The organism is Pseudoalteromonas sp. McH1-42 (assembly GCF_022347845.1).
GTDB lineage: Bacteria > Pseudomonadota > Gammaproteobacteria > Enterobacterales > Alteromonadaceae > Pseudoalteromonas > Pseudoalteromonas rubra_D.
This window is the reverse complement of the sequence record NZ_JAKRFU010000030.1, coordinates 17,901-36,202: the sequence shown is the minus strand read 5'-3', so window position 1 is coordinate 36,202 and position 18,302 is coordinate 17,901. Positions and strand designations below refer to the sequence as shown.

Annotated in this window: 11 protein-coding genes; 3 read left to right on the top strand and 8 right to left on the bottom strand. The window is 47.7% G+C overall.

Features of this window, described 5'->3' with window-relative positions:
• Positions 1 to 3: 3 nt before the first annotated feature.
• Complete coding sequence (locus MHN31_RS21295; RefSeq protein ID WP_239445264.1) at positions 4 to 2,220, bottom strand: FAD-dependent oxidoreductase; 2,217 nt, start codon at positions 2,218 to 2,220, stop codon at positions 4 to 6.
• Positions 2,221 to 2,556: 336 nt separating this feature from the next.
• Positions 2,557 to 3,627 (bottom strand): hypothetical protein, encoded by a 1,071-nt coding sequence (locus MHN31_RS21290; RefSeq protein ID WP_125564235.1) that lies wholly within the window; start codon positions 3,625 to 3,627, stop codon positions 2,557 to 2,559.
• Between the two features lie 176 nt (positions 3,628 to 3,803).
• Here MHN31_RS21290 and MHN31_RS21285 point away from each other — a divergent pair, with 176 nt between their 5' ends.
• The gene (locus MHN31_RS21285; RefSeq protein ID WP_125564233.1) at positions 3,804 to 4,049 is read left to right on the top strand and encodes a hypothetical protein; all 246 of its coding nucleotides are present in this window, start codon (positions 3,804 to 3,806) and stop codon (positions 4,047 to 4,049) included.
• Between the two features lie 38 nt (positions 4,050 to 4,087).
• On the opposite strand, the gene MHN31_RS21280 is transcribed toward MHN31_RS21285, so the two are convergent.
• The 3 genes from MHN31_RS21280 to MHN31_RS21270 are packed head-to-tail and all read right to left on the bottom strand — an operon-like array spanning position 4,088 to position 7,450.
• A complete protein-coding gene (locus MHN31_RS21280) occupies positions 4,088 to 5,224 on the bottom strand; it encodes an ABC transporter permease subunit (protein WP_125564232.1) in 1,137 nt (378 codons plus the stop codon).
• Entirely contained in the window at positions 5,221 to 5,955 is a 735-nt protein-coding gene (locus MHN31_RS21275; RefSeq protein WP_125564230.1) for an ATP-binding cassette domain-containing protein, read from the bottom strand. The genes MHN31_RS21280 and MHN31_RS21275 overlap by 4 nt, the downstream gene beginning before the upstream one ends.
• 1 nt (position 5,956) lies before the next feature.
• Complete coding sequence (locus MHN31_RS21270) at positions 5,957 to 7,450, bottom strand: alpha/beta hydrolase (RefSeq protein WP_239445263.1); 1,494 nt, start codon at positions 7,448 to 7,450, stop codon at positions 5,957 to 5,959.
• Between the two features lie 220 nt (positions 7,451 to 7,670).
• Here MHN31_RS21270 and MHN31_RS21265 point away from each other — a divergent pair, with 220 nt between their 5' ends.
• Entirely contained in the window at positions 7,671 to 7,919 is a 249-nt protein-coding gene (locus MHN31_RS21265) for a hypothetical protein (protein ID WP_125564226.1), read from the top strand.
• A gap of 72 nt (positions 7,920 to 7,991) precedes the next feature.
• Here the strand turns inward: MHN31_RS21265 and topA are convergent, their stop codons facing one another.
• Together topA and MHN31_RS21255 are read right to left on the bottom strand one after the other, a co-directional pair.
• Positions 7,992 to 10,634: a type I DNA topoisomerase gene (gene topA / locus MHN31_RS21260; RefSeq protein ID WP_125564027.1), complete on the bottom strand. Its 2,643-nt coding sequence runs from the start codon at positions 10,632 to 10,634 to the stop codon at positions 7,992 to 7,994.
• A 253-nt stretch (positions 10,635 to 10,887) separates the two neighbouring features.
• A complete protein-coding gene (locus tag MHN31_RS21255; RefSeq protein WP_239445262.1) occupies positions 10,888 to 15,804 on the bottom strand; it encodes a hypothetical protein in 4,917 nt (1,638 codons plus the stop codon).
• A 178-nt stretch (positions 15,805 to 15,982) separates the two neighbouring features.
• Between MHN31_RS21255 and MHN31_RS21250 the strand changes: the two genes are divergently transcribed.
• Positions 15,983 to 17,329 carry a dicarboxylate/amino acid:cation symporter gene (locus tag MHN31_RS21250; protein WP_138536395.1) on the top strand — a complete coding sequence of 449 codons (1,347 nt, stop codon included), beginning with the start codon at positions 15,983 to 15,985 and terminating at the stop codon, positions 17,327 to 17,329.
• 84 nt (positions 17,330 to 17,413) lie between these two features.
• On the opposite strand, the gene MHN31_RS21245 is transcribed toward MHN31_RS21250, so the two are convergent.
• The gene (locus MHN31_RS21245; RefSeq protein ID WP_125564020.1) at positions 17,414 to 18,298 is read right to left on the bottom strand and encodes an NAD(P)-dependent oxidoreductase; all 885 of its coding nucleotides are present in this window, start codon (positions 18,296 to 18,298) and stop codon (positions 17,414 to 17,416) included.
• Positions 18,299 to 18,302 lie beyond the last annotated feature (4 nt).

The following is an 18,302-nucleotide window of genomic DNA, read 5'->3' as shown; positions in this document are numbered from 1 at the left end:
AGGTTACGACTCGCGGTTTTGTCCAAATAAACGCTTCAGGAAATCAACCTGGCGCGGATCGTCGCTGGTGAATCCATCCAGAATAGCCTGATACGCCTGCGGCGATACGCGAGCCACTTCAGCCAACACATCAACAGCTATCTCATCATTGCTGTTAAACAACTGTGCTGCCCGTAACTTCAGCTGGGTGCCAATGCCGCCCTTGAGCTCACATTGCCTGGTTTCATCACCGAGTATGGCTGATATCAAACTGTCAATCTGGCTGTCGGAAATGACATGCAAAGCAGTCCCCAACTCTAAGAACGCCTCAATACCTCGGACAAATACGTAAGCGAGTGTTTTCACTTCATTCCAGCTTTTGCTGTAAGAAGACATAGGGTCAGGCTGTGGTACTTCAAACCCGGCGCCCTGGATCCGCTGCTGTGCCGCATATTGGCCTGCATACAAGCCACCGTTCATATAACCCAGGTCGAGTCGATTATCTGAGTACTGTGAAATGGGTACTATCCCAGCTTTTTCAGGCTGGCTGGACATAACAGCGAGGGTCGTTTTCGGGCTCTGATTACCTGCCTTTTCAGACTTCCCTTGCGAGTCTTTATCAACGTCTTTAGGGTTTATAAACGCCATAGCATTCGGCGTTTCTGGGTGCAGGTTACGTGCTACCTCAGACGAGGTAAAATAGATAAGGTCTCGCCATGGCGTATTTGCTAAAGCCATCGCCGACTTGCCATCTTGCACAGGCTCAGTCAGGACGCCAGGCGCGAATACCGTATTTGGTCCGCCTCCTATAAATGCGCCTTTTTCAAAACCACTTTTGTCTGTTTGTTTGGCCCACAGATTAGCCGTGATGGCAATGGGTTCCATTGCGGGTTCATAATCATATTCACCGGTGAACAGATAACTAATGTGTTTAGTCAAAAAGTGCTTTAACGCCTCGTCCGGGTCACTGCCAGATTTAGCGATTGACGCTTCCAGCTCAGTAATTTGATCGCCAATGGTAAAGGTCATTAGACAAGGTCTTGGCTGACCATTCGCATCACAGGCTGTATTGTCCATGGTCCACAAAACCGGATATGACGCACCACCTGAGTAGCCCTGCCACCCGGTACCATCTATGTCATTCCACCAACTGGTCTCATAGAATACTTGTGCCTTCAAAGTTCTGCCCATCTTTTGATTCATGAGTACTTTGTAGGACTCGTCTAAATCTGCTGGCCACTGAATTTTGTTTGCTGTATGAGGTGATACAGCCACAATAAGCTTTTTCGCGCGATGGACGACTCCATCAGACAGGGTCAAACAAACCGGAAATTCAGCCTGCTCATCCACCGAAACAGATTCAATCACCTGCTCATAGTGAATGCTATCCTTGAAATCTTTGCTCATAAATTCCAGGACTTTTCCGAATCCACATCGCAACCAGTATTGCTGGGGGCCGTTTTTCGCATCGTTAACTTCATTGAAAAATCCGCCGTTACACGCACAATACCAGAAGAAATATAACGCTGATATTTCGCTTGGATTAACTGATAACAGGGCCTGAGCCGCGATGGTTATGGAATCAAGCGCCGTTGGTGTCATATAACCACGGCGTGGTTTTTCATTCAGCCATTGCTCGAGTGTAATGGAGTCTAATTGTTTAGCAGTATATAACCCCTTGAAGTCTGACGCCCAGGGCTGGTCCACGTTGATACATGATTCAATATACAGGATATCAAGTGACACCAGGCCTATCGCGGCAACACTGCGTTTGCCGATACCGCTGGGTAACCCGGTAATACAATATGGCGTCTGGAACTTATTGAACGGGAACCGCTTTGGCTCGTTGTTCTCATCTCTGAGAATTAACACTTGCTCTGGAAAATCAAGTCTCTCAGCAAAGTTGTCTACAATATAGGGAGGTAACGTATCCTCATTGTACTCTGTGTCAGGTGTATCCGGATGTACATAATCAGGATAGTGTGTTTTCAGCCAGGTATAAAACGGTTCCCCTTTAACCACAGACCATAAAGGCTCCTGCGACTCACCGATATATTGAGAGCCGTGTTCATATTCCACGCCGGGAGTATCAAGGTGCTGCGTGATTTTGAAACTGAAGTTTCGTCCGCCGAGCCGATTACTTGCCTCGAGAATCGCAAAATCTTGCTGGTTTTTCTGTAGCTCGGCTGCCGCCGCTAAGCCGGTAAATCCTGCACCGATAATAATGGTATCTTTGTTCATGTACGTCTCCCTCTCTTGAAATTGACTGCCAGTGAAACAGACAGCGACTAGTAAGATTTAGGTTAATATTCGCCTTATAAGCGATAGTATAACAACCTTAACAGTGAACAAAATATCTTATAAAGCAAAGGCTTGAGCAACATCAAATGTATTGAATGATTTTCATCATTATTCTGGTTTAGTCTATATATTGGTAGAAATGCAATAATTGAATGAGTTTGATCATTAAAAATATTCAAGTTTATTTAGCGTGTGTTGAAGGATCATTAAATAGAAACTAACTTCAGGAAGGAGTACGGGCCCAGAACAGGCCTCGTACTGTACGACATATGGCAGTTAATCTGACAGACCAGACACAGGCGTGTTGCCCACCACCATCTCTGTCACGGGCATGCTCTGGCGCAGTGCCACAGTATTCGCCGCGGTATTACCCAGGAACACGGTTTGCGCCCCTTTCGTGAAACTATCGTTGTGGATGCACTGAGGACGAATAGCGAGCGCACTCCCATCGTTTGGTACCTCAAACACAGTGAAGTGGTATTGCTCATTGGTGACGGTGCGATAATAGCCATCTTCGTGGCTGCAATTGAGCCTGCGACCGAGCAATATTCTGGAAACTGTCGGTTCTTTAAAGGCCGGATCTATGCCTGTCGCCGGAAGCCAGATATGGGGGAAAGGATGATGCTCGACAAACAAGCCTCCACCTTTAGTTGGGCTAAACTCATACTCTGTCACATACTCAGGTAGTTTCTGATCGTACTGAATGCCCCACAAATCCTGCGTGAAGCCTAAGTCAAACTGCTCGCCCGGCTGAAGCAACGTTCCACCATAGTAAGCGAGCGTCTCAAGGTAATTGCATTGCTCTTGTTCAGTTGAGCCAAATCGCAACAATGGAAATGTAAGCGATACCGGCTCGCCGGCACATTCAGGGTTGAGTATAAGCTGGCCTGTACTACCAAACACGTTAGAGGCGCCGTCCAGGCCAGCGATCCCCGCACCGTCCGTCGCAGCAGTCCAAAAACCGCTTACCGCCAACGCATTGTCGGCCCCTGGCGGCTTACCGGTGCGCACATCGTGAAGCTGGTTAAGACGCGTGATGAGATCCCCCTCTGGGTTAAGTGGTGCCCTGTCGCTTTGAATCACTTGGTTCGCTGCATTTGGATCAAGGTGAACAATTGTGCCTGTCCGAATTGGGCCAAACAATCCGGTGGTAGTTTGCAATAGGTGTGTGCCTACTTTACGGTCAAGCACTGCCCCGTTTAAAAACTCAAAGTTGTTATCCAAATCAGCATCGGACACACCTTGAGTAACATATTGCCAGCGCGGCTCTTTCATCTGCTGAGCCCGATACTCAGCCAGCGTTTCCCCTCCAAACCCCATGACCCTTTTAATTGTAACATGTGACATGTTTGTGCTCCTTAACGCGTAACTTGCTTTGCTCTGTGGTTGTAGGTGCCAAATAGCACCCAATCAGAGTAGAGTCGAAAATTGACTTTTTTGCCATTACGACCCATTACGTGGAAGTGCTTTATGGCTAGGAGATTCTTTGCTAATGTACCTATTTTAATCAGGTTGCTTAGACAATGAGAAATACGGTACCGGAAGCTTGGTATTTGGTGATATTAATCGTGGCGGTAGTTGTACTGCCATTTATTGTTGGTTTGCTCACTATGAAGATATACAGGCACTTCAGGCCTTTTGAGCGGAATGGGCAAGACAGTATCGGCTTGGCTGATCTGACCGAGAACAGAGACGGCTTTTTCAAACTCTTTTTTGTCGGACTGCTTATCTGCCTGCCCGTCTTTTTATTCTTCTATCAAGCCGGCTAAGGTCTGCCGGCTTGATAGGAGATAAAGTGTTGCTGTATTTATAAACCGAACACCACTTTTTCACTTTTCAGCATTCTGCTACTCAGGTAAGTGAACAGCCCAAACAATGCCAAAGTAGACGCCGACGCCACTGCCAGCGGTGCCAATGGTAAGGCGTTACCTTTGATCAGTTCAATCATCGCGTACTGCTGTGCAGCAATCGGCAACCATTGAATTGTCTCCGTGGCGATATCGTAGCTGGTCATCATACTCAGGCCCACTGGTACCATCAGTACCATAGTGACGTAGGACTGTGCCTCTTTAAACGACTTTGCCATAAAAGAGACGAAGATAAGCATACTGGCAGACATGAGTGCGATTGGAATACCGATGATCAGGCTAACCACCATGAAGCGCTGATCCAGGGTAATACTAAATCCCAGCTGCTCCCAGGCCACCATGGCATAAGCAAACTTTGATACGATCAGCACCAGGGCCAGACCCAGAACCGAAAAAGTCGCAATTGCGGCAACTTTGGCCAGCACAATCTGCATACTACTGAGCGGATGACTGAGCAATAGTGCCAGTGAATTACGTTCACGCTCGCCTGCACTGGTATCTATGCCTAAGTTCATCGCCGAATAAAAAACCGCAATGATAATAGACAAAGTGACAATTCCCAGAAACAAACCGCCTTTGGCATCTGGCGTGGCCTGATCCTGCGTTTGTACATCCAGGGCACGCATCAACCCAGGATCAATCCCCCTAGCCACCAAACGTAATCCCGCGACTTCGCTGTTATACCTTAGCAATGCCGTTTCCAGTCGCCGGACCGACTTTATCAGCTTGCTATCAGACTTATCAGCAACAATCACCACTGTTGCACTGCGACCTGTCGCCATATCCTGTTGATATGCTTCATCAATCTCCAGGTGGATAGGTTTTGTATCGGCTTCATCACTGTGGCTTATGTCGACACTGTCAAGATACTGCACGAGATTAGGTGCACGTTCAGCACCAGAAATGGTGATCTTAAGTGCTTCAGGTGAAGCCATTTGTTGTAACAGTATTGAAAACAGCAAACACATCACGATCGGCGCGCCAAACGCATAATAAAGCCCGGCCATGACCGAACGTTTATCGCGATACGCATCAAGTAGCTCTTTCTTGAACAGGATATTGACTTGCTTCATCATGCCGCTATCCCCTCGTCACTGCCGATCAGAGCAATAAAAGCCTCTTCCAGGCTCGATTTGGCCGTTTGTTCACACAACTGCGTAGGTGTGCCTTGCGCAACCACTTTGCCTTTTGCCATGACCACCACATGATCACACAGGGCTGCCACCTCCTGCATCACATGGCTGGAGAACAACACGCAATGTCCCTGCGCCTTGAGCATCAATAATAACTCTCTGAGTACACGGGTACTCATAACATCCAGACCGCGTGTTGGTTCATCAAGAATGATGTTGCGTGGCTGATGAACGATTGCCTGCGCAAGTGCCGTTTTCATTCGCTGGCCCTGGGAAAAGCCCTGACAGCGCCTGTCAGCAATGTCCATCATTTGCAACTGCTCAATCACGCGTTGCGTGGCCGATATGGCCTGTGATTTGGCCATCCCGCTCAGCTCGGCATAAAACTGAATATACTCTCTGGGTGTCAAGCGTTCATACAAACCACACGGGTCCGGAAACAAACCAAGCTGCTGCTTGGCTGCCATGGGATCCTCATGAACTTTAATCCCGTCTATTTCTGCGTATCCCTGATCTGCCTGTAATAATCCAAACACTGTCCTCAGACAGGTTGTTTTGCCTGCACCATTGGGGCCAAGCAACCCAGTGATCTGGCCATTCTCTGCACTGAAACTCAGTCCGTCCAGCGCATTCACCGACGCGATTTGTTTCTGTAGATTATGCACAGTGATCATATTACGGCTCCTCTTTAACTAATACTGGACCATTGGGATTCATAAAATACCGTTTCACTGCTGTTTTACTCAAACAACTGGCATCCAGTCTCTTTAGTTCACCATGATCAATAAATTCAGCGACCAGTTTGTCAGCACAGCTTTGTGCAGCCACACCATGTGTTGCTTCTTCGGCAATCAGATGACGCGCATTAGCCATATTTTCCATCGCCAGCTCTGCCCACTCAGGTGGTGTTGCGGGATCTAACCCGCCAGATAACAATAACGTTGGTATACTAGTCGTTAATGGTTGATAGAAGGTTTTGTCTACGGCATCAACCTGCCAAACAGGACAGCTTGCATCGAGCGACTCTATCATCATGCGACCGAAATAGGTCGCTGAAAACCGCGCTCGTTCTTGAGGTGTCAGCACAGGCCAGTCCTCACCGCACACAATGGCACTGTGCATACCCATAGCCAACGAACCAAACGCCGAATCACTGCCCATCAGGCCCACCAATGGCAAATAGTTTTCTCTGCTAGCTTCGCTGATAGCCAACGGTACCAGAGCGCGCGTAGTATGACTGTAAAGCGCCATGCGAACGGCCGAGCGTACTTTACTCTGTGTCAAAACCAGCGGGATGGGTCGATGTGTTCTGGGATGTGGGATCTGAACGATTGCCGGTTGCGCTTCTAACTGAGTTATTAGAGTTTGATACTGTTGGTCCAGCTTGGGATACTGCTGACGGCAATCTGCTTTTTCAGCACAATCGATAAAAATTGCCTGCAATGACTTATCAATGGCTTCACCTATGGCAACCAGACTTTGCTGCATAGGCACTACCCCGTCCAACGTCGCACTAGCCACTGCTTGCGGATAGCGGCGCATATATTCCTGCGCAATACGTGTCCCATAAGAAGCGCCAAACAGGTGCAGCTTTTGATATCCCAGTGCCAGTCTCACCGCTTCAAAATCACTGGCTGCGGCAACCGTCGTAAAATTGCTCAGATCCGTATTGAGTTTCGTTTTACACTTTTGGGTTTCGTCACGGCTATATTCAAAAATAGGCAAAGCATCATCATTGAAGGCAAACTGTGCCTCAAGTGGGTCCATATCACATTGCAACAAGGTGGACTTTCCCGTGCCCCGTTGATCCACCAGGATGATATCGCGATCTTCGCGAGCATATCGTAAGATACGGGCAAATACGGCTGCAACCTCAATGGCCGACTGGCCCGGGCCTCCTGCAAATGCCAGGATGGCTTCCGATGGATGCACCTGCTTGATGGCCGGGATCACCGCAAAATGAATCCTGATTTTTTCATCGTTACCCTGTTCTGAAAGAGGTTGTTCAACGCTGCCACACATTAACCTGTCTGCCAGACCCTTAGTATAACAAGGTGTCAGATTGGCTGTTTCCAACGTAGTCGCGTAACTACCAGGAGCACCAAGCAGACCTAAAGCAATAAGACTGTGCCTGAACAGTGTGCGGATTCGTCCGCGGTAATTGGTCATTATTCCGTCCTTAATCGCCCTCAAAAAAGGCCATAGATACGTCAAGTCGTTGAAGTATATCACTGTTAGAACAGCAGTTCCCTAATCATAAACACTCGATTTGTTGCAAAATCACATTCACTTATCTTCAGGAGTGATTTATTTCGTTGTTCTTTTTTTGTCTTTTGATTTAAAAACTCACTGTGACGAAACGTGACACTAAACACAAAAGGAAACATCAATGAAACTATTTTCAGCGCTGGCGAGCTTCGTTTTAGCCGCAACTTTAACTTCAATCTCCGCTGTAGCTGATGATGTGCAACAACAAAGCGCACCAGCCAGCCTGATAGCCGAACTGACACAAATGTGTGTTGAATGGGCTCAGGATGACGAAGTGGCAACCGATGCGCTACGCCAGTACGTTTTGCAGTGTGTTAACGAAGAGCTAACTGCCAGTGACTATCTGACCGTGACTGAAGTTGACATCTGATCCTCAAACAGTAAAAAGGCCAGCAAAGCTGGCCTTTTTTGTCATCTCTTGCTTGTCACCCAAGCAGACTCATTAAGATTTGGCGCTCTTGCGCTTTTTCTCTTCTTCGACCCACTTGCCGTTCGCATAAGTCGCTTTCCAGCCTGTGGCTTTGCCTTCCACTTCAGTCATCACGTACTGTGTTTTAGTTTTACGTGAATATCTGACAACGGCCAGGTTGCCATCATTGTCCTGTTCCGGCGCATCCGCCAGATAATAGAACTTAGGCGAGATCCGATCTCTGAAACGCTTTAGCTCGGCCACTTTTGGTGCACGGGTTTCCCTGGATTTAGGGAATGTATGTGCCGCCAGGAAGATACCAGATGCACCGTCACGCAGCACAAAATAAGCTTCAGATTTCTCACAGGGTAGCTCTGGTAAGTGTACCGGATCTTCTTTTGGTGGCGCAGGCTCACCGCTTTTAAGTAGTTTACGCGTGTTCTTACAGTCATCACTGGTACAATCAAAGTACTTGCCGAAACGACCAGACTTAAGCTGCATATCTGAGCCACACTTATCACATTCAATCACCGGGCCATCATAGCCTTTGATTTTAAAGCTGCCTTCTTCAATGACGTAACCACTACAACCCGGGTTGTTACCACACACATGCAACTTGCGCTTTTCATCTATCAGATAGGAATCCATCGCGGTTTCACAGATAGGACAACGTTTCATCTGTCTCAGGCTTTCAGTTTCTGCGTCTTCAACATCAGCATCAACCGCTTCATCTCCGGGGATCAGGTTCATCGTGGTGGTACAGCGCTCTTTTGGTGGCAAGTTGTAGCCTGTACAGCCCAGGAATACCCCAGTGGACGCTGTACGGATCCCCATCTTACGACCACAGGTTGGACAGTCAATGTCAGTCTCAACCATCACATTCTGGCGCATACCACCTTCCGCTTCTTCTTTACCAGCCAGATCGAGCTGGTTAGAGAAATCAGCGTAAAACTTATCAAGTACCTGAGTCCAGACTCGATCGCCTTCTGCGATTTCATCCAGGCGGTTTTCCATTTTGGCCGTAAAGTCAAAGTCCATCAGCTCATCGAAGTTTTCGATCAAGCGGTCAGTAACTATTTCGCCCATTTTCTCGGCATAAAAGCGGCGGTTTTCTACCCGCACATAGCCACGGTCCTGAATGGTCGAAATAATCGACGCATATGTTGAAGGACGACCAATGCCACGCTTTTCGAGCTCTTTAACCAGACTTGCTTCGCTGAAACGCGCCGGTGGCTTGGTAAAGTGCTGCTTCGGATCAAGTGCCTGCAACTGAACGATGTCACCCACTGCCACAGCGGGTAACGCCTGCTCTTCTTCATTTTTCTTACGGACTGCTGGCTGAACGCGTGTCCAACCGTCAAAACGTAACACACGGCCACGTGCCTTAAGTGTGTAATCGCCTGCACCTACGGTGATATTGGTCAGGTCATACTCTGCTGGTGTCATTTGACATGCCACAAACTGACGCCAGATAAGCTCATAGAGCTTCTTAGCGTCGGCATCTACGCCCTCAACATGGCCAGAAAGGATGTTCACATCTGAAGGACGAATTGCTTCGTGCGCTTCCTGTGCATTGTCTTTCGCACTGTATTTAATGGGGGCACCCGGCAAGTACTTATCGCCAAAGTTATCCTGAATATAGCCACGTGCCATTTCAACCGCATCATTCGATAAGTTGGTTGAGTCAGTACGCATATAGGTAATGTAACCCGCTTCGTACAAACGCTGTGCCAGCATCATGGTCTTTTTAACACCATAACCCAATCGGGTGCTGGCGGCCTGTTGCATGGTTGACGTAATAAAGGGTGCACTCGGGCGGCTCTTACTGGGTTTCTCTTCAACCTTAACAACCTGATACTGCGCTTTTTGCAGTTCAGTAACGGCTTTATTGGCTTGCGTTTCGTTCAGCGGCTTAAACGCTTCACCCTGATACTTAGTCACAGCAAAACGAACATCCTGCTCTGCCAGTGCGGTATCTGCGTGAATATCCCAGAACTCTTCCGGAATAAAGGCTTTGATTTCACGTTCACGTTCAACCAACAAGCGCACCGCCACAGACTGAACACGACCCGCTGACAATCCGCGCGCGACTTTTTGCCATAGCAAAGGTGACACCATAAAGCCCACCACGCGGTCCAAAAAGCGTCGTGCCTGCTGCGCATACACCATGTCCGTGTTTAGCTGACCCGGTGCCTCAAACGCCTGTGTGATGGCATTTTTGGTGATTTCGTTAAATACAACACGTTTGTATTTACTTGCATCGGCACCAATCACTTCTTCCAGGTGCCATGCAATGGCCTCTCCCTCTCTATCCAAATCGGTTGCGAGATAGATGGTGTCGGCATTTTCTGCGAGCTTGGCCAGCTCCTGAACCACTTTTTCTTTGCCGGGTAACACTTCATAGTGCGGCTCCCAGCCCTTTTCCGGGTCTATCCCCATCCGGGCAACCAGGTTCGCGTAATCTTTCTTTTTTCTGTACTCAGCTTTTTCCTCTGGCGACATTTTTCTCACTTCAGCAGGAGATTTAGTTGCCAGACCTTTGGTTTTGCCTGCGCCTGAGGTAGGAAGATCACGGATATGACCGACACTGGATTTCACAATGTAGTCTTTACCCAGGTACTTATTGATAGTTTTTGCCTTTGCGGGAGACTCTACGATTACTAGCGATTTGCCCATAGCTGCCTATTTGACTTCTGTCTGGTTGTTGCCCTTCATTGGGCGCGATTAAATATAGGTATATCCACAAATACCTATTGTTACAAGCTTTTCATTCGATCTTTTCGCCAAGCAGTGATTTTATGAACAATTGTTGCTGTTAATTTACCCAGGCGTATAGATTGCTTGATGGAAAGGGCGAATATAGCGGATATAAAAGGAATTTCAAGGGGTAAAGGAAAAGGGCCAATGATTTGGCCCTTTTTTAAGTCTATTAACCCGCGTCTATAATTTGCATACTTTTTGAGACAATCGTCGGATCTTGTCCTTCAAACGGCGATGGAATGGTAAACGTAATCGTCAGATTACCCGTTGTCTTACTGTTTGCGGCCGTTTCCCGGGAGACTTTCACCACGGCTTTTTTGATCCCGTAGATATCAGTGGCACTGACAATAGTATTGACTTCACTAATCGAAATTTCCCCATTATCTGCTGTGATACTGACAGTAGTTCCCGTAGGAAATGCATTACCGAACAGATCTGAATAATAGATCTCAACATCAGCTGACTCAACAATGGTTAAATCAACGACATTCAAATCACAGTAATCCTCGTCTTCCGTCTGCTCCAGGCCACTGAAACCATTGATTGTACCCGTACAGGCGGCACCGCCAATCAAGTTGCTGGCGATGACGAAGCGCGCGTAAGGTACATCGCCTGCGATGATCAACTCCAGATCTCGGCGTACATCAACCAAATCACGCGTACAATGGCCACCTGTCAAAGCTTGTTCACCACATAACAGGCCATTATATTTATTGTCTTCACTGGTGTAAGACAGATCGTTGTTGCCATCCAGGTAGGTCTCATTGTGACCGCCATCACTGAACCTGAACGTACATTTATGTGCTTCAGCCGAATCATTACAATCTATGGCATCAAATGTGCCATTTTTGTTGTGATCTACAAAGGCTTCCGGTAAGTCAAACGCGCTGAAGAACTCACCTTCATCAAATATCCCGTTCGTTCTGCTAATATCTGCGCTGCTTTGCTTGTCTATAAAGCTCTCCTGACCTTTAGCAGTGGCCAATACAGTGATCCGTCCACCTCTGACCACAGGCAACTCAGCAGGTAACGTAACACCATCTACCACCTCGGTCATATCGTTACCATCTTGATCTTGCAAGAAATTACCGTCAGCATCGGTATAACGATAGACAGATGGGAAACCATTGATACAGGGAACAGGTTGACCACCATATGTATCACAGACATCGCCAATGGTGTTACGCCAGGTATCTGTGTCGTTGTATGGGAACTCACCTTGCTTGCGCCATTGCACTGTACACACGCCATCCACAATCGCACACTGATATGAAGGAGAACCGCCCGTACCATCAATACTGCCGACCACGCCCGCTTCGGCTGTGACACTTGCCACCAGGTTATCACCGGTTAACTGGTTGAACTGGTCACCAAAATAAACAGAAATATTGGTTGTCACACCTACGTAGTTTAATGCGTTTAACACTAGGTTATCAGCAGCAATATCAAAGCTATTCTGATCTGGTACACCCGACGATAATACGATACCTGAAGAGACAGCATTGACCTGATCTGCAACGGGGATCAAGCGCAACGTCAAGTTATCGTTCACATCTGGGCATCTCGGGTGAGTATTGTCTGTGGCACATTGATCTATAACAGATTGCCAGCAAGTCGGATACTCATTCGTAGTGGCATAAGACGCAATAACCTCATCAGAGATGTAGCAGGCTTCAACCACGATGGCACCAGGCACAACTCCGGATTGCACGGTTGTCTGCGCAAATCCTTCACTGTCTGTACTGCCTTTGTAGTTGGTAAGATCAGCAGAGCCGGTCAAGTCCGCCAGTCTAAACTCAATTTGCTTCTGTTTTAACGGTCGGTCATCCGTATCCAGTAGCTTAAATTTCACCGTTGAGGTGGTGGGTGTGGCACCCAAGCCGGGCGGTAATGCAATAAAGGCATTAGATGCTTCAATAAACTGGATAGCTTGTACTGGCGCATCGTCAACCGTAAACACATAGCTTTCCGGGTCATTCACACCGCCGCCTGAAGTCACCGTAACCACAATTGTATCATTGCCGCTACAACCCTGAGCACGATATGTTGAAGATGCTTTACCGTCTTTAGAGCGCACCTGTCCATCTATGGTTGCCAACCCTTCATCAGCACAGGTCGAAGTAAACTCCACATCGACGGGCTGACCGTATATCGAATTATCCGGGTCTGCCTCATCAGTAAAAATCGTCGCGGTCAGAATAAAGCTGTCACCGGCGGCCAAACTGTCGCGATTACCACCGGAATCCAGTTCACTGCTTAAGCTTAAGAACAGATCCTGAATACCAACAGAGAAGTTTTTCGTATCGCTCTCATCAAGGTAACTCGCTGTAATCGTACCGGCACCACCTGAGTCACCCGGTTGCAGTTTCAGTAAGCCAACGCCTTGCAGATCAGTCAGAACTTGGCCAGAAGAAGGTAGAATTTGCCCCTTGTTGGTTTGGACACTAACAATCGCATTTTCAATGCCTTTATCCGGATTCGCAGTCGGTGTCAATTTAACATACACTTCGGCCAATTCAGTTGAAGGGACATTAGTCACTTCATCACACTTTGCCAGATCTGCGTCCGTTATCCCTGTTGCATCTCGGTTACTATCCCAATCATCCTGACAATTGATCAGTAACCGGACAACCATCTTATACTCACCCTCATCAACAATCACTGCACCATCAGAGGCAAAGGTGACGCGAGGCGTTGAGAATGTCAGATACTCTGCATACACTTCACCGATCCCTGAAGTATTGGTCGCAAGTAGCTCAACACTCGCAAAGCCATTTTCATCAGTGACAGCACGGCCACTTTGGGGGTTCATAGTAGCAACCGAATCTGTAGTAAACGTCACTAACTTTCCGGATAAGGGCAGACCATTTTCTATTAGCTGCACAGTGGCAATACCATTATGATCCTCAGCGAGTTTATTTCCACCTGAAAGCTGAGTAGAAATGGCATCTCCGTCACTATCCAGAATGCTTACAATGGAAATATTTACCCCGCCGTCTCCGGCACTATTGAAATTAAAATTCTGAGTAACGATAACGCCATTATTGGCTTCATAACGTGCACTTACACGTCCTGCTCCTGAAATAGAATTATCTAATAACTGAATGGTTGCGATCCCCTCGTTATTAGTCAGTACCGAGCCTGACTCAGGGTCCAGGACACCAAATTCATTCACACTCAATTGAATATTTTGATTTTCCTGTACGTTACCATTGAACGTAAGACGTGCCTCAATGGTCAGCGGCATTTGCGCTGACAGTGAATTTGACTCATCACCCTGGGCGTTTTTACCGACCAGTGTCAATTGATAACCACTTGCACCGAAATTAGGATCGCCGCTTGAAAAATACCGGGCTGTTTTCGTTACGGCTGCGCCGCCGTCACCAAACGAAGCGGTGACCTCAGCCCAACCCTCCTCTTGATTCGGGATCAGGGTGACTCTTGCCTCACCGCTTGAGTTTGTATTAGATACGCCATCAGATGGAGAGGTTACCGCCTTTAAACCACCTGATACAGTGATCAATTCATTACTTAGCGGTGTGTCATCTTCGCGCAAGGTCACAACGACCTGACCTGGATTTGTCGCACTGAGCGGATTGCCTTCATTAATAGCATTGCCATTAAGGTCTAAAACAGTCACCGTCAACTGCACTCCAGCCCCTGCTGCAAGACCATTTGAGTAATAGCGGCCAGAACTCACTATTGTATTGGTCGTGTCTGTTTCTGTGTAGGTTACTGTAAACTGCTCCCATCCACGAGAATCGTTGACACTCAATGTCAGCTCAGCATCACCATTGCTGTCAGTCTCAGCGGTGCCATTGTCTGTGATATCAGCCAGCACCAGCTCACTCACAGTAACCAATTGCTTGACCAAAGGCTGACCATCTTTTTTCAAATTAACTTTAAGGAATCCTTCCTTACCAAGACTCAAAGGATTCTCTTTGTTTATTTCTTCATTCTGGGCATCCTCGACACTCACGGTCAGCTGAATACCACCATCGCCCGCACCAACATAGCTGGCAACCGTTCTTGCAGCCTCCTCACCCGCTAACATGTATGTCGCGGTAAAAGCATCGAGTTGTTGCGCAACCGTCGCTGTGCTCGTTGCAAAGAGCTGTATTTCAGCCTGACCAGTGGCATCCGTTCTGACTGATTCTGTCGGCTTGGCAAAGCGCGCACTTTCTTCCGCCTCGACCAGAATGTCGGCATTCGCAACAGGTTGTTCATTTAAAGTCAGCTGAATTTTTGCTGTTAATGGTGTCGCTAAAGAGAGATCTGAAGAGGTTTGATCATTTGCATCAACCAGCTGAACGCTCAGATCATAAATTTCTTTGTCGTAAAAAGGGTTCCCCGCAGACTCGAAACCGATACGTGCATTAATATCTTCGTTGTATGTAACCTGCACATAGCCGGCCCCTATCTCGTCTGTGGCTTGTACCAGTAGGCGGGCGGCACCATTTGCATCAGTTTGCACGTTAGAGTTACCATTGGTAACCAGCAGATTTTCACTATCCGCTTCTCTTGAAAACTCCAACACCTGACCACTCAGAGGTGTACCATTATCCGTGAGAATCGCAGTAACAGTGGCGATTTCTGAACCCGCAATTGGATTGCTCGCATCGATTGCCAGTCCATCTGAACCAGTGATGGTCATCGCAATCTGAATACCACCATCACCATCAGCAGCATATGGCACCGAGCCTGTCACGGTATTTTCACCCACATCTGCGGTGGCAGAAATAGTACCTGCTCCCGCTGCCCGATTGGCAATAATGGTCACTTTGGCCTCACCGTTGCTATCAGTTAACTGAGAACTGACAGAAGCAAAGTCTGAAAACTCATCATTAGTGAAATTAACCAGGTTATTTGCAATGGGCGCACCATCATTGGTGAGCTTGGCCGTAATAGTAATAGGGTTGCTGATACTCAGGCTTCCCCCACTCGCGGAACTAGTAGTAAGTACCAATTCATAGTCGGTATTTGTACCGCCACCTCCCGAGGTGTCTTTTTCAATCGAACCACCGCCACCACAGGCGATCATCAGCAAGCTGAGCAAAGTAATACTAAACCAGCGCATCAGAGACATTTTCGATTCTCCCTTGCAATCTAATAATTTTGAGTTATTTTCACCATGTTAACCCAATTGTGGATCTAAAATCACAAATTTTTAGCGGCCGTCATCGATTTTTTCTGTTCATCTTCAACTATCCTGTTAGGCTATAGCGATTTTGTAAATTAGAAGTGTTAGGACAATGTCAAAGGCTATGTCACAAAACAAAAAAATGAGCCTAACAACCCGTATTATGCTGGGCATGGTATTGGGTGTTATTTTGGGTCTGTTAATACAATCCATACTAGGCGATAAGCCTGAAGTTGCAATCCCTCTGGGCCTGTTCGATTTGCCGGTCAAAGGCTTTTTCGTTGATGGTCTGTTCCACATTGGCGGACAAATTTTCATCGCTAGTCTAAAAATGCTGGTTGTGCCTCTGGTCTTTATTTCTCTCGTTGTCGGCACCTGTAGTCTGAGCGATCCAAAGAAACTCGGTCGTCTGGGTGGTAAGTCCATTTTGCTATATTTATCCACTACGGCTATCGCAATAACAGTGGCTATCTCACTTGCTCTGCTCGTTAGTCCAGGTGGTGGTGTTGAAATTCCAACTACCGCGACATTTAATGCTCAACAAGCACCCACACTCACTCAGGTTATTATCGGGATGTTCCCGACCAACCCGATCAATGCAATGGCAAGTGGCAATATGCTTCAGGTTATTGTGTTTGCACTGTTGTTTGGTATCGCTATGGCATTAAGTGGTGATGCAGGTAAGCGCTGTGCAAAAGTATTCGAAGATTTAAATACCGTAGTGCTAAAGCTGGTAACCCTGTTGATGAACCTGGCACCCTATGGTGTTTTCTGTTTGATGGCCAAACTATTTACCAGTATTGAAATGGACCTGATTGTCGAGCTGGGTAAATACTTCCTCGTTGTTGTTGCAGCCCTGCTGATCCATGCTTTTGTCAATTACAGTATTTTGCTAAAAGTGCTGACAGGCCTGAGCCCACTCACCTTCCTGGCAAAAATGAAAGATGCCTGTATGTTCGCATTCAGCACATCAAGCTCAAGTGCCACTATGCCTGTGACACTGGAAACGGCCACCAAAAAGCTAGGCGCTAATAACTCGGTCGCCTCTTTTACCGTACCTCTGGGTGCAACCATCAACATGGATGGCACCGCCATCATGCAAGGGGTTGCAACTGTCTTTATCGCACAAGTCTTCGCTGTAGATTTAACCCTGAGTGACTATCTGATGGTCATTCTGACCGCCACTTTGGCTTCAGTTGGTACCGCAGGTGTGCCAGGCGTCGGCCTAATCATGCTGGCTATGGTCCTTAATCAGGTTGGCCTGCCTGTTGAAGGGATCGCCATCATAATGGGTGTTGACCGTCTACTGGATATGACTCGTACCGCCGTAAATGTTACCGGTGACTGTATGGTAACTTGTGTGGTGGCCAAGTCTGAGGGTGAACTGGATACCGAAGTATTCAATGATGCCGATGCAGCCAAAGCACTGGAAGAAGACATCGACTTAGACAAGCTGTCGAAAAAAGCTTAAGTGAGTAAATAAATACCAAAAAAGGCAGGTTGCTTAAGCACCTGCCTTTTTTATTTGTCAGCCTCGCCTCACAGAGACAACAAACTACTTCTTGTCATGAATGGCATCAAGACGCGCTAACAAGCTCGAGGTATCAAAGCGACCGCCTCCGAGTGCTTGTACATCGGCATAATATTGGTCGACCATCGCAGTCAGTGACAATGAAGAGCCATTGCTGCGCGCTTCGTCCAGTGCAATGCCCAAATCCTTGCGCATCCAATCAACGGCAAAGCCAAAGTCATACTCTCCCGCTAGCATGGTTTTATAACGGTTTTCCATCTGCCACGAACCCGCTGCACCTTTGGCAATTGTCTCAACCACTTTTTCACCGTCCAGGCCAGCCTGTTTCGCAAAGTGAAGCCCCTCAGCCAATCCCTGTACCACACCAGCAATACAAATCTGATTCACCATTTTGCACAACTGACCTGAGCCCACTTCTCCGAGGAGCTGACTAAAACGACTGAAGGCCGCCATTACGGGTTGCACACGCGCAAATACTTCAGGGTCACCGCCCACCATCACGGTTAATACCCCATTTTCAGCGCCAGCCTGGCCACCTGATACAGGCGCATCCAGAAATGCAACGTTTTGCTCGGCAGCTCGCTGCGCAACCTCTCGTGCTACCTTAGCCGAGGTTGTCGTGTGGTCAATCAAAACGGTATCCGGCTTCATACCAGCCAAAACCCCATTATCGCCATACACAACGGATCTCAGGTCATCATCGTTGCCCACGCACATGAATACCAGCTCAGCATCTGTAACGGCTTCTTTGGGTGTTGCAGCAAATGCCCCCTGATACTGCTGCGCCCAGCACTCTGCTTTTGTGGTTGTACGGTTGTAAACGGTCACCTGATGACCCGCTTGTTGTAAATGACCGGCCATGGGATAGCCCATCACCCCCAATCCGATGAATGCAACTTTGACTGACATAAAT